Annotated in this window: 7 protein-coding genes; all 7 read right to left on the bottom strand. The window is 72.0% G+C overall.

The window, feature by feature from the left end; all coding sequences use genetic code 11:
• Positions 1-43: 43 nt before the first annotated feature.
• Entirely contained in the window at positions 44-1,048 is a 1,005-nt protein-coding gene (locus tag ACZ6K0_RS27945) for a TauD/TfdA family dioxygenase (protein ID WP_376396284.1), read from the bottom strand.
• 23 nt (positions 1,049-1,071) lie between these two features.
• Positions 1,072-1,848: an SDR family NAD(P)-dependent oxidoreductase gene (locus tag ACZ6K0_RS27940; RefSeq protein WP_376396287.1), complete on the bottom strand. Its 777-nt coding sequence runs from the start codon at positions 1,846-1,848 to the stop codon at positions 1,072-1,074.
• 85 nt (positions 1,849-1,933) lie between these two features.
• Positions 1,934-8,323 (bottom strand): amino acid adenylation domain-containing protein, encoded by a 6,390-nt coding sequence (locus ACZ6K0_RS27935; RefSeq protein WP_469232264.1) that lies wholly within the window; start codon positions 8,321-8,323, stop codon positions 1,934-1,936.
• 225 nt (positions 8,324-8,548) lie between these two features.
• Positions 8,549-9,307 carry a thioesterase II family protein gene (locus ACZ6K0_RS27930; protein ID WP_376396293.1) on the bottom strand — a complete coding sequence of 253 codons (759 nt, stop codon included), beginning with the start codon at positions 9,305-9,307 and terminating at the stop codon, positions 8,549-8,551.
• A complete protein-coding gene (locus ACZ6K0_RS27925; protein WP_376396296.1) occupies positions 9,304-10,473 on the bottom strand; it encodes a 50S ribosomal protein L11 methyltransferase in 1,170 nt (389 codons plus the stop codon). Before ACZ6K0_RS27925 ends, ACZ6K0_RS27930 begins: the two co-directional genes overlap by 4 nt.
• A 6-nt stretch (positions 10,474-10,479) precedes the next feature.
• Entirely contained in the window at positions 10,480-10,749 is a 270-nt protein-coding gene (locus ACZ6K0_RS27920) for a phosphopantetheine-binding protein (RefSeq protein ID WP_365781143.1), read from the bottom strand.
• Positions 10,750-10,763: 14 nt separating this feature from the next.
• On the bottom strand, positions 10,764-13,949 hold the full coding sequence (locus tag ACZ6K0_RS27915; protein WP_469577220.1) for a non-ribosomal peptide synthetase: 3,186 nt from the start codon (positions 13,947-13,949) through the stop codon (positions 10,764-10,766).
• Positions 13,950-13,975: the final 26 nt, after the last annotated feature.

The raw sequence follows: 13,975 nt of genomic DNA, 5'->3' as shown, positions 1-13,975 counted from the left end.
CCGGTGTGGTGTGCGTCCGGGAGGGCTACAGGGGCTACGGGGGCTACAGCAGGACCCGGCTCAGGGGCCGGACGCCGTCGGTGGACAGGTCGCGGCTGACGACGATCTTGCGGAGCCAGCGGTCGGTGCCGTCGTAGCGCGCCTGGAAGGACTCGCGGGCGTGCACGACACTGCGGTTGTCGAGGATCAGGAGCGTTCCGCGGGCCGCGACCAGTGGCCGTCGCACCCGTTCCAGCTCGTCGAGCAGGGCGCGCAGCGCCCGTTCGGCCGCCGGGTCGTCATCGACGCAGCGCATGAACGGCACGTCCAGCCGGACGTGGGGGTTGCGCGGATCGTCGAAGAGAACGGAGACCGGCTCCGGGCGGTCGCGCATCTCGACGGCACGCCGGAGCGCGGGATCGCCGGGCGCCCTCAGCGCCAGCTGCCGTATGTGCTCGTCGTCGGGAAGGATGTGGAAGCGCTTCTCGGACAGCAGGGCGCGGTCCTCGTCACGGAGGACGACGTCCTGCACGGCCGCCACGTACGTCGGGACGACGTCGGGGTTGCGCACGCCGAAGAGCAGCAGGTAGTCGCAGGAGTCGGGGCGGAACGCGTCGTCGGTGTGGAAGTTCAGATACGCGTCGCTGCCGTGCCCGCTCTCGCGCCGCTCGTCGCCCCTGATCGGGAAGACGTCCTGCACCATGCGTCCGTACTGGAGCGTCGCCCAGGCGAACGGGTCGCCCAGCGCCGAGCCGCACATGGCCAGGTAGATGTCCGACTCGACGGTGGACCCGTAACCCTCGGGCCGCTCCCAGTGTTCCGGGGTCGGCCCCGCGGCGGCGTCGTCGACGGGGAATCCGTGAACCTGGCAGACGGCCGATGCCGGGTCGTCACGGAATTTCTCCAGGAATCTCCGCAGGCCGACCGGAAGGATTTCCTGAAAGTTCTGGTACTTTTCGTAGAACTCCGGTTCGACCGGCGAGAGGCCGCCTTCTCTCAATTCGCTCACGGATTTCATGAGGCCATCGACCTCGTCGCCGCTCAGTGTGTAGTCAATTGAATTTCTCATGACGTCTCCCTTCGGATAGTGCGTTACCGGGAACGGATTTCGATTCGGTCCGTCTCGGCCGTCGCGCAATGCGCCGTACCGAAGTCGGAAGTCGTGGAACCGGTGATCTCCCCGCCGTCGATGACGAGTTCCTGGCCGGTCATGAAGCCGGCCTCGGGTGAAGCGAGGTAGTGGAAGGCCGCCGCGATCTCCGCAGGATCTGCGTGCCGGCCCGCGGGAATCCGGGCGTTCACCTCCGCCAGCATCCGCGGTGTGTACTCCGCCAGCTGCATGGGCGTCAGCACCGCGCCGGGCGAGACGCAGGCCACCCGGACCACGGGGCTCAGCTCCATCGCGAAGGTCCTGCACAGTGCCGCCACACCGGCTTTGGTGGCGTTGTAGTCCGCGTAGTGGGGGAACCCTCTATGGCCGTTCACCGAGGCGGTGGCCAGCAGGATTCCCTCACCCCTGGCCACCATCCGGCGCGCTGCCGCCCGCCAGGTGCCCAGCACGCCGAGCAGGTTGACGTCGACGACCCGGCGTGCCTGCTCCTCGGTGATGTCCAGTACGCCGTGCCGGATGCTGATGCCCGCGTTCGCGATCACCACGTCGAGGCGGCCGTGCTCGTCGTGAATGCGGCCGAGCGTGCTGTCGACGGCGTCCCAGCCGGCGACGTCCGTCTCGCACCACGTCACGCCCTCGTGCCGGGCCAGGGGCCGCTGCGTGTCCAGGTTGTAGACCCGGTCGCCGCCCTCGGCGAAACGTGCCGCCGTCGCAAGCCCTATTCCACTTGAGGCACCGGTTATCGCGATGATCCGCACGGTCGAGCTCCTTGCTGCTGAGGTTCGTTGCTTTTTTATGGTGGCAAAGTGCGGATTCCCGGAACAGGCAGCGGCCCGGCAATTCTCATGAGGTGTGGCGCACTCCGGAAATACCGGTTCCCTGCCGTGCCAGTACTGCCGCCATTCCGGCAGGTGTGCGGCCGCGGAATACGACAGAGACATCGACAGGAGCGCCGAACACCTCGCGCATACGTCCGGCCAGTCGCAATGCCCGCAAGGAATCGCCGCCGAGCGCAAAGAAGTCGGCGTCCGCGGAGAGCTCCTGCCTGCCCAGTACCGCCCCGGCCAGGGCGCACAGTTCCGCCACCGCGCGGGGTGCCCCCCGCGTGACGGGGGCGGGCGCGGCGGGGCCCGTGGTCACGGGAGCGACGGGCTCAGACGCGGGCCGCAGCAGGCCGTCAACCCGCACGGACGGGTCGGCGGCGAATTCCGTCAGCAGCGTCCGCAGGCGCCCGAGGGCCTCCTCGGCCTGTGCGGCGGTGACGAGTTCGGGACGGTGGCTGACCTCCAGGTACAGCCGGTCACCGGGAACGGCCATGAGCTTGAGCGGGTAGTGGTACGCGTCGCGGCCCGAGAATCCGGCGATCCGCAGGCCCGTACCCGGCAGCTCGGGATGATCGGCGGTACGCGGGAAGTTCTCGAACACCATGGAGGTGTCGTACAGCGGCCCCAGCCCGGCCACGCGTTGTACCGCCGCCGGGCCCAGGTGCGCGTGCGGGGCCAGCGCGACCTGCTCCGTCTGCACCCGGTCAAGGAGAGCCGCCAGTGTCTCGGCGGGGTCCAGCCGGACCCGTACGGGCACCGTGCTGATCAGCAGCCCGACCATTTCCTCGACGCCGGGCAGCTCCGGCGGGCGCACCGACACCGTCGCCCCGTACACCACGTCCCGTTGGCCGGTGAGGTGGTGGAGCACCAGCGCCCACGCCCCCTGCACCACGGTGTTGAGCGTCAGCCCGCAGGAGCGTGCCCGGGCAGCCACTTCGGCCGTGAGGTCCTCGGGGAGTTCGACGCCGGAGCTCAGCGGTAGCGACGGCAGGGAACCGGTGTCCGCGGCCACCGCGAGCAGGGTGGGGCCACTCAGGCCGTCCAGCGCCGCCCGCCAGGCGCACTCCGCGGCGGCCGTGTCCTGTGCGACCAGCCACTCGTAGTAGCGGCGTACCGGAACCGGGGGTGTCCGGCCGACGTCCTGGGCGTCCGGCGACCAGAGCGCGAAGAGGTCCCGCAGCATCAGGGAGACCGACCAGCCGTCGGCGAGCAGGTGGTGGCTGGTGAAGACCAGCGCGTGGCGCTCCTCGCCCAGCCGCAGCAGGGTGAAGCGAAGCAACGGGGCACGGGACGGGTCGAACCTGCGGATCCGGTCCTCGGTGAGGAACGCGTCCAGCCGTTCTCGTGCACGGCCGTCCTCGGTCGGCCCGTCGCCCTGCGGTCCGTCGCCCCTCCGTCCGTCGCCCCTCCGTCCGTCGTCCGCCGGTCCGTTGCCCGTCCGTCCGTCGCCCCGCAGGTCCTCCTCGTGCCACGGCACCGGCACGCTGCCGGGGATCAGCTGCACCGGGGTGCCGGAAGCCGTCTGGGTGAAGGCCGCGCGCAGCGCGGGGTGCCGGTCGGTCAAGGCCTGGCACACGGCACGCAGTCCCTCCGCGTCGAGTGCGCCCTCCAGCTCGACGACCAGCTGTACGTGGTACACGTCCGGTGCCTGCCTGTCGTAGCAGGCGTGAAAGAGCAGCCCCTCCTGTACGGGGGTCAGCGGCAGGACGTCCTGAAGTCCGCGGTCCGCCCACGCCGACTCCAGAAGTTCCAGCTCCCGCTGTCCCACCACGGCCGGCAGCACGTCCGTGGGGGTGAGCCCGCCGGAACCCTGCCGGGAGGTGTGCGCGACCAGCGCACGGAGCGCGGCCAGCCAGGCCTCCCCCAGCCGTCGCACATCGTCCTCGGCCAGCAGCGCGCCGGGCCAGGTGAACGAGGCGACCAGCTGCGGGCCGGTCGGCAGGTCCTCGGTCACCGCGTTGATGTCGAGCACGTGCGGCAGGGACAGCCCGGCGTCCGCCGCCGGACCCGTGGCGTCCGACTCGGCCGCGGGCTGCCAGTGTCCGCCGTCGGAACCCGCGAAACGGCCCAGGTAGTTGAAGCCCAGCTGCGGGACGGGCAGCGCGCCGAGCACGGCGGCCGTCTGCGGATTGAGGTGGCGCAGCATTCCGTAGCCGATGCCATGGTCGGGAATCGCGCGCAGCTGCTCCTTGACCCGCTTGAGGGCCGTGCCCAGCAGGGGTCCTACCCCGTCCGCCTCCTCCCAGTCCCGCACGCCGGGATCGAGGCGTACGGGATAGAGACTGGTGAACCAGCCCACGGTGCGCGACAGGTCGAGCTCCGCCGCGATCTCCTCGCGGCCGTGCCCCTCCAGGTTCACCAGCACCCCGGTGCCCTCGCCCAGGCCGCGCTCCCGCCGCCACGATGCGACCGCCAGTGCGAGCGCCGTCAGCAGGACGTCGTCGATTCCCGCGCGGTAGGCGGCAGGCACCGTGGTGAGCAGGGGCTCGGTGTGTTCGGCGGTCAGTCGCAGGGTCAGCGACCGGGCGGTGCCGTGCACGTCACGTGTGTGGTCCAACGGGCTCGCCGCCAGCGCGGGATCGTCTCCGGCACGCAACATGCCCTGCCACAGCGGGAGTTCGGCGGTCCTGGCCGGATCGGCGGCCGCTTCGGACAGCCGGTGCGCCCAGGTGCGCAGCGAGGTCGGGACGGGGGCGAGGTCGGGTGTTCCGCCGCCCTCGACCGCCTCCCACGCCGCCCGCAGATCAGGCAGCAGGATCCGCCAGGAAACGCCGTCCACGACGAGGTGGTGGGCCACCACGAGCAGCCGTCCCGCGTCCCGGGGACCGGCGTCGAACCAGACGAAGCGCACCATCCGCCGCTCGTCAGGGGCGAGTTCGGCGACCGCGCGGGCCGACTCCGTGGTGATACGGGCCCGCAGAGCGGCGGCGTCCAGCCCCTCGACTCCGACGCGGCGCACGCAGTCCTCGGCCCGTACGGCCGCGGCCGGTGCGATGTCCAGCTCCCACGTGGGGCCCGCGTCCCGCGCCGTGCGCCGCATCCGCAGGGCGTCGTGTCTGTCCAGCACCGCCTGTACGGAGGCGGTGAGCAGGTCCGTGCGGGCGAGCGGGGGCACCTGGAGCAGGGTCGCCTGGTGGAAGCCGTCGCTCGGCCCCTTGCGCTCGCTCAGCCAGTGCGTGATCGGGGTCGCGGGCATCTCTCCGACGCCGGCCCCGGGCGCCTCCTGCAGGGCGTCCCGCACGGGGCGCGCCACCAGGGCGAGCGCGGCGACGGTGCGGTGGGTGAACACGTCCTTGGGGGTGAGCGCCAGTCCGGCCCGGCGGGCCCGCGCGACGAGCTGGATCGAGACGATCGAGTCGCCGCCCAGGTCGAAGAAGCTGTCCTCCGCTCCCACCTCCGGCACGGCGAGCACCGCCGCGAACAGCTCCGCGAGCTGCTTCTCGACGGCGCCGTGCGCCGCTCTGCCGCCGACGGCGCGAACGAGCGCGGGAGCCGGCAGCGCCTTGCGGTCGAGCTTGCCGTTGGGCGTCAGGGGCAGCTCGGCCACCTGTACGAGCGCCGCGGGCACCATGTAGTCGGGCAGCGCGGCCGCCGCCAGGTCCAGCAGCTCCTGCGGGTCAGCCGAAGGTCCGGCCGGCACGGTGTAGGCGACCAGGCGCTGCACGCCCGGCTGGTCCTCCCGCACCACGACCGCGACCTGGGCGACGGCTTCGTGCCGGGCCAGTACCGCCTCGATCTCGCCGAGCTCCACGCGCAGGCCGCGGATCTTCACCTGGTCGTCCGACCGCCCGAGGTATTCGAGGTCACCGTCGGGGGTGCGGCGCACCACGTCCCCCGTGCGGTACATCCGCTTTCCCTCGGGGGCGAACGGGTTGGCGACGAACCGTTCGGCTGTCAGCCCCGGCCGGTCCACGTATCCCGAGGCGAGCTGCCGCCCTGCCAGGTACAGCTCGCCGGGTACGCCCGGGGCGACCGGACGCAGGGCCGGATCCAGCACGTACACCTGGGTGTTCCACACCGGCCTGCCGATCGGGACGGACGTACTGGCCGTGTGCTCCTCGTCGGGGCGGCAGTCCCAGTGGGTGACGTCGACGGCCGCCTCCGTGGGTCCGTAGAGGTTGTGCAGGCTCGCGCCGAGGCGCTCGAAGAAACGGTTCTGGGTTTCCGAGGACAGCGCCTCCCCGCTGGAGAAGACCTGCCGCAGGCTGGTGCAGCCGTCGGCGGTCGGCTCCTGGAGGAAGACCTGGAGCATCGAAGGGACGAAGTGGGCGACGGTCACCGACTCGCGCCGGATCAGGGCGGCCAGATAGGCGGCGTCCTTGTGTCCGCCCGGTGCGGCGACCACCAGCGCCGCACCGGTCTGCAGCGGCCAGAAGAACTCCCACACCGATACGTCGAACCCCGACGGGGTCTTCTGCAGTACCCGGTCGCCCGGCTCCAGCGGGTAGCGGTCCTGCATCCACAGAAGCCGGTTGACGATCGCGGAGTGCGGCACCACGACGCCCTTGGGGCGCCCCGTGGAGCCGGAGGTGAAGATCACGTAGGCCGGGTCGGCGCCGACCGGCCGCCGGGCCGGGGCGGCCGGGGCGGCCGGGGCGGCCGACGGCAGCGGCTGGTCGAGGAGGAGCCGGGGCACCGGGCACGGCGGCAGGAGCGCCGCGACCGCGGCGGTGGTCAACAGCAGCCGGGGGGCCGAGTCCTCAAGGATCCAGCCGATCCGCTGCGCCGGGTAGTCGGGGTCCACAGGGACGTAGGCGGCCCCGGCGGCCAGTACCGCGTGCAGCGCCACCACCAGTTCCACCGAGCGGGGCACCGCCACCGCCACGAAGTCCCCGGCGCCCACTCCGCGCGCCCGCAGCACATCCGCGAGCTCCGCCACCCGGCGGGCGAAGGCCCCGTAGGACAGCGAGCGGTCCTCGAACACCAGGGCCGTGGCCTCGGGCGTGCGGGCGGTCTGTGCCGCGAACAGGGCGGGCAGAGTCGTGTCCGGCACCGGCTGCCGGGTGTCGTTCCCATGGTGCACGGCCCGCGCCCGCTCCTCCTGCGTGAACAGCTCGATGCGGCCGACCAAGGTGCGGGGGGCATCCAGATACGTGCTGAGCAGCATGCGCAGCCGGGTCATGAGCCGGTCGGCGGCAGGTCCTTCGAAGAGGTCGCCGTCGTAGCTGAGTGCCAGTCGCAGGGTCCGGCCCGGCTGGGCGGACAGGTTGAGCGGATAGTGGGTCCAGCCCTCGGGCTGCTCCTGGGCCGCGTCCTCCGCAAGAGTGACCCGCAGGTCGCGGTAGGTCGGTACGGCATCCCAGTCCAGCGGTGCGCTGGCGAACGCGACGGCGGTGTCGTACAGGTCGCCCAGACCAGCGCCGCGCTGTATCTCGGCCAGACCCAGGTGGTGGAACGGCTCCAGATCGGCCTGCTCGCGCTGTACGCGGGCGAGGAGCGCCGCCAGCGGCTCGGCCGGGTCGAGTCTTACCCGTACGGGAGCGGCATTGATGAACAGGCCGACCATGCCCTCGACGCCGTCCAGCTCGGCGGGCCGTCCCGACACCGTTTGGCCGAACACCACGTCCTGGCGTCCCGTCAGACCGCTGAGCGTCAGCGCCCAGATGCCCTGGAGCACGGTGTTGAGGGTCAGCCCTGCGGCGCGTACGGCTTCCGTCAGGTCGGCGGTCAGCTCCGGGGAGAGCTCGGTGGAGGCCAGCCTCGGCAGCTTCGCCGGTCCCCGTGCGGGGCGGCCGGCGGCGATGAGGGTCCCTTCCTCCAGCCCGTCCAGGGCGGCGGCCCAGGCGTCCTGCGCGGCCTGCCGGTCCTGGGCGGCCAGCCAGGCCAGGTACCCCTCGAAGGGCACGACGCGGACGAGACCGGCCGGGTCGGCGTCCTGGGCGTACAGCGTGAACAGGTCGTCCAGCACGATCTGGAAGGACCATGCATCGAGGAGGATGTGGTGGTACGTCATCACCAGGACGTGACGCCGGTCGGCCAGGCGCACCAGTGTCAGCCGGATCAGTGGCGGACGTGCCATGTCGAAGCCCTCGGCCCGGTCCGCGGCCCGGTAGCGGTTCAGCCGCCGTTGCTGCTCGTCCGGCAGCAGGCCGCGGAGGTCCAGCTCGGACCATGGGACGCGGACGTCGCGGCGGACGAGCTGGACCGGCAGGCCGGACTTGCGGAGCTGGAAGCCGGCGCGCAGTGCCGCGTGCCTGCCGAGCACCTCGTCCGCTGCCGCCCGCAGCGCGTCCGCCGACAGCGGCCCGTCCAGCGCGAGCGCGACCTGGATCGCGTAGACGTCGATCGCCTCGTCGTCGTACAGCGCGTGGAAGAGCATTCCCTCCTGGAGCGGAGTCAGCGGCAGTGCCGCCTCCAGGGACGACCGCGCGGGAGGCGGGCTCTCCTGCGTCCTTGTGCTGGTGGGCATCGCGGCTCCTTCGTCCGGCTCACGGGCTTACCCCCGGATCTTGCCGACCGGCCGCCCGTCGACTCCAGGCAGCGGACGGGCAGTCGAGCGGTGAAGCGCGGCGGCCCGCCCCTGCCGGTTGTCTGCCTGCTTGCCGGTGCGCGCACGCGGAAGCGGTGAAGGGTCCCCACGGATGCCTGGTGCGTTCCGTGGAAGCCCTCCACCACCTGGGGGCCGCGCGTGGTCTCAGACCGGCAGCGGCTCGGACACGGCGTGGACGAGACCGGCAATCGCGTCGAGCACCGCCTGGCTGGTGTCGGTGTCGAGGAGGAAGAAGTGCCCGCCGGGGAAGACCTCGACCGTGCATCCGCCGGTGGTCAGCTCCGCCCACTCGCCCAGTTCGCTCACGTCGATGTCCGGGTCCTCGCTGCCGCCCAGGACCAGGAGCCGCTCCCGCAGGACGCCTCCGGCGATGACCTCCGCGGTCCGCAGGTCGAGTGCGGCGTCGCTACGGAACAGCTGGAGCAGCCGATCGCGCCAGAACGCGTCGCGGACCAGCTCGGGACGGGTGTTGCCGACCCTGGCGAGGAAGGAGACGATCTCCTCGTCGCTGAACCCCTGCAGGGCGGAGCGCCCGGCGGAGCGCGGCGGGCGCCCGCTGAGGACCAGCCCCTCGCAGGATCCGGGATGTGCCAGGGCGAAGGCCACGGCCAGTCCGGCACCCATGCTGTGGCCGAAGAGATACGTGGGCAGTTCCTCCCGTGCCGCCAGTCCTTCGGCGACGCCGCTCACGATCTCGGCGACCGTGGTGGCCGGTGGTTCCCCGAAGCGGCGCTCGCGCCCCGGCAGGGCGGCGCCCAGCACCTCCACCGTCTCGGGCAGCCGGTTGAGCAGGGGGCGCAGGGACGTCGGGCCCGAGGCCCCGTAGGGGAAGACGACCAGCCGCGAGGTGGGGCTCCCGGTCGGTTTGCGCAGGGGGAATATCCAGTCCGGTGCCTTGGTCATGGGAATCTGGACCCTTCTGTGGAGGAGGTCCGCAGCGCGACGAGCACCGGCACGACGGATCCGGTGCCTCGTGCGGCCAGGGCGGACAGCAGTTGCTGCGCGTGGGCGGTTCCGGACGAGAGCAGGCTCTGCCTGTCCAGCCGTCGGTCCTGGAGCTGGCGTTCGGTGACCCGGAGGTACGGGGAGTCGACCTCTTGGACCGTCACATCGGCGGCGTGGGTGCCGGTCAGCCAGCCCTCGACGACCTCGCGGGCCGACCCGGCCGACCGGGGCACCTCGACGACGGTCAGTACGTGCGCGGTGCCGCCGGGGCGCAGGACGTACGGGGCGACGGCCGCGGTCCGCCGGAGCACCTGCCGTGCCGTGCTCTGGCCGAACTCGCCGGCATCGCTCTCGATCCGCGGCATGGTCGGACTGTTGAAGACGAGGCTGCCGAACCTGCCGGTGTCGCCCAGCTCTGCGCGGCCGAGCGCGGTCGGGTCGGTGAAGTCCGCGACCGTGAAGCGGACGTCGCGTCCGTTGAGGAGGGCGTTGGCCCTGGAGAAGCGGACGCTGCGCGGGTTGAGGTCGAATCCCGCGACCCGGCCGCATCCCGGGCCGGCGTTCAGCGCCAGGAATCCGCTGCCGCACCCCACATCGAGGAGCGACCCGTCGATCCGGTCGACCGCGTCGAGTGCCAGCAGGCTGGACGCGTGCGGCGGCATGGCGAGTTCGGCAGCGTCCCTCGTCACCACCTGCTGCGGAGCCGGGTTGTCGAAGAGCCGGTCGGACAGGAAGAACCGGGAGCGGTAGGGGGTCAGGGAGGCGGTGCCCAGGTAGTGGTCGCCGGACCTGGTAAGGAGGGCGAGTTCCTGGAGCAGGTCGGTCAGTTCGGGCTTGAGCGCGGCGTGCACCCACAGGTCGGGCACCGCGCGGTTGAGGAGGAACAGGGACGTCAGGACGCTCGGCGGCGCGTCCGCCGGGGCGGGGCGCGTGTGGTCACTGAAGAAGGCGTACCGGGCGGGATTGCTCAGCAGATGCCCGGAGCTTGGCGCCCGGAGCAGCCCGGCTGCCCGTTCTTCGCCGTACTCCGCCTCCCGGAGAAGGGCGGCGACCGAGCGCAGGGCTTCCCCCGCCTCCCGCGAGGTGAACACCGGGCCGTCGGCGAGGCTCCTCGCAGCGGTCATCGGCGATCACCCCGCCTGCGGGGTCGCGAGCCGGTTCTCGGCGATGAGCCCGGCGATCTCCCGCAGCACGGGGTGGTCGTAGAAGGCGTCCAGGGGCAGGACTCCTTCGCCGAAGGCGTCCTCGACCGAGGCGATCAGCCGCATGGCCGCCAGCGAGGTGCCGCCGCACGAGAAGAAGTCGACGTCCGCGTCGTCCACCCGCAGGCCCAGGCCGCGGCAGGTGGCGACGACCCATCGTTCGATGTCATCGGCGGTGTGCGTGTCACGTGTATCCATGTTCCGGTCTCTTCTCAGGTCGAAAGGGCGTGGTCGTCGGCGCGGAGCAGCGCGGCCAGTTCGTTGATGGTGGAGAAGGCGTAGAGATCGGCGACCGTGAGGCGCCGGTCCGGCAGCGCGTTGTCGAGGATCGTGTGCACGCGCACCAGGCTGAGCGAATCGCCGCCCACGTCGAGGAACCAGTCGTCGGGTCCGAAGTCCCGGTGCCCGAGCACCTCGTGCCAGGCCTGGGCGATGATGTCCTCCATCGAGGCGACACCCGTGCAGGGCAGCTCCTGCGCCTGCGCCTGCTGCTGGTCCTTCTCTTCCAGTACGCGGCCGGGGTGCGCCGCCTGTTCCGGCGGGGTGGCGGCGGTGCCGACGGGGGCGGCTCCCGCCGTCAGCGCGGCGATGTCGATCTTGCCGTTCTTCGTCATGGGGAGCTCGTCGACCACCGTCCACAGATGCGGGACCGAATAGGCGGGCAGCGTGCGGGAGACGAAGGCCCTCAGCGCGGCGGCCTGCGGGGTCACGCCCTGCGGGGTCACGGCGGCGAGGATCTGCTTGTCGCCGTTGCCCACGGAGACCACGACGACGGTGGCGTCGTGCACCTCCGGGTGTTGACGCAGGAGCCGGGCCACACTGTCGGGTTCGATCCGGAAGCCGCGGACCTTCACCTGGCTGTCGCGGCGTCCGTGGAAGCGCAGGTTACCGTCGGCGTCCCAGCGCGCGAGGTCGCCGGTGCGGTAGAAGAGACGTCCGTCGTCGTCGGTGCCGAACGCGCGAGCGGTCTCGTCCGGCATGCCCACGTACCCGAGGGCGACTCCTTCGCCGAACGCGACCAGTTCGCCGATTCCGCCCGGTGGCACGGGGCGCCCCGTACCGTCGAGGATCTTGATGCCGGTACCCAGGATCGGCCGCCCGATCGGCAGGGCGCCGCCGGTGACGCCGGTGAGGTCGTCGATGTGGTGGGCGGCGGTGATGGTGGTGTTCTCGGTGGGCCCGTAGCCGTTCGTCACCCGGATTCCCGGACAGGCGCGCACGATGGCCGCCACGTGCGGAGGAGAGATGACGTCGCCGCCGGTCATCAGCTGGACGAGACCGCGGAAGGCGTCCGGACGGAAGTCCGCCACCAGCCGGAAGAGACCGGACGTGAGGAACATCCCGGTGACCTCGCGCCGCTCCAGGAAGGTCGCCAGTGCGTTGGGGGTCACATGGGCGTCGGGGTGGACCTCGATCGTTCCGCCCGCCAGCAGCGGGTAGAAGATCTCGATGGTGGAGGCGTCGAACGCCAACGGGGCCAGGCGGACGTAGCGTTCGTACGCCCTCGCAGGGAACAGCTCCGTGTCCAGGGCGAGTCTGACGACGCCGCGGCAGGGAACCATCGCGCCCTTCGGGACCCCGGTCGTACCGGAGGTGAAGGCCACGTACGCGGCGCGTTCGGGGTCCGCCGGTGCGGCGGCGGGCGCCAGTCCCGTCCGCGGCGGGTCCGCGGGATCGACGACCGCCATCGCGATACGGCCTTCCGTGGCCGGCCCCAGCGCCGCGAGCCCGTCGGCTGTGCCGAGGATCACCCGTACCCCGGCCCGTTCCAGGATCGACGAGGTCGTCCTGGCGGGGCTGCCGGAGTCGATGCCGACATAGGCCGCACCCGTCCGGAGAATCGCCAGGACGGCGATGATCTCCTCGATGGAACGGGGGGCGACGAGGGCCACCCGGTCGCCCTCACGGACGCCCGCCTCGCTCAGCAGGGCCGACTGGGCGGTGACGGCGGCCATCAGCCGACGGTAGGTCACCCTGCGGTCCGGGTCGCCGTCCCGGACGGCGACGGTGTCCGGACGGCGCTCCGCCGCTGCCTCGATCAGCTGCCACAGTCCCTCGGTGGGCTCGGTACCTGTGCCCTGCTCCCACTGGTCCAGCAGTCGGCGCTGGGCGCCGGTCACGGTGGTGATCGCGGCCAGCGGGCCTTCCGGGTCGGCGGCCATGTCGACGAGCGCGCGGTCGAAGCCACCGGCCAGCGAGGTGGCCTCGCCCGGCGTCAGTACGGTGGTCGCGTATTCGAGTTCGAGCGCGGCAACCGGATCCCAGGACATCACGTGCAGCATCGCGTCGTACATCGTGCCGCCGGTGTGGCCGATGCGGATGCTGAAGCGCACGTCGCCCGCGGTCAGCGTCGCGGGCAGTACGTCGTTCTGCGCGGCGAAGACGATCTGCGCCAGGGGGTTGCGGGCCGGGTCCGCGCCCGTCGAGAGTGCCGTGGCGATGTCCTCGAAGGGGACGTCACCGTGCCGGAAGGTGTCCCGCAGCGCCCGGGCCGTCAGCCGTACGTAGTCCGCGACGCTCGCCTCTGCCGGCGTTTCGCAGGCGATCGGGGTGAGACCGGTAGCACCGCCGATGACCTGCATGGTGGTGCGGGAAGTCCGGCCGTTCGTCGGCACGCCGACCACCAGCCGGTTCTGTCCGGCGCGGCGGGCGACCGTCAGGGCCCAGGCCGCCAGGAGGACGACATTGCGGCTCACCTTCAGGGTGCTCGCCAGCTCGACGCATCCCGTCCGGGCCGCCTCAGTGAGCAGGAAGGGAACCCTGGCCCCCGTGAAGGCACGGGTCTGCGGACGCTCCAGATCACCCGGCAGTTCGACGACGGTCGGCCAGCCTTCGAGCAGGGCCGCGCGGGCGGCGACGGCTTCGGGAGCAACCCCGGTCCGCTCCGCCGCGACGAACACCTCCATGCCCGGCGCCTCGGCGTCTGCGGGGTCCCCGTCGGCGTATCCCTCGGCGATCTGCTCCCACAGCAGGCCGTAGCTCCAGCCGTCCAGCAGCACGTGGTGGGCGAGGACGGACAGCACCGTGCGCTCCGGTCCGGCGGCGGTGAGTACGAAGACCAGGGGCGGTTCGGCGTACGGTCGCAGCAGCTGCGGCGCCAGCGGGGAGATCAGCCTTTCGGCCAGGCCGACCACGTCCGTGCCCGGCGGCTGCGGCGGCAGTTCCTGCTCGATGACCTTCGGGCCCCGGGAGCGGGCCACCCGGCGGCCGACCATGCCCGTGTCGGCGTCGCGTGTGAAGACGGTGCGCAGCGCGGAGTTGCGCCGCACGACCCGGGCCAGCGCGACGGTGAGCCGTCCGGTGTCGAGCGGACCGGTGATCTCGGCGCTGGTGAGCACGTGGAAGGGGGAGGGTCTGCCGGTCAGGGTGCCCTCGACGGAGAGCATTCCCTCCTGCACACGGGTCGCCCTGGTGTGTACGTCGT

It is taken from the genome of Streptomyces sp. NPDC042346 (assembly GCF_055581845.1).
This window is presented reverse-complemented; position numbering and strand designations above follow the sequence as displayed.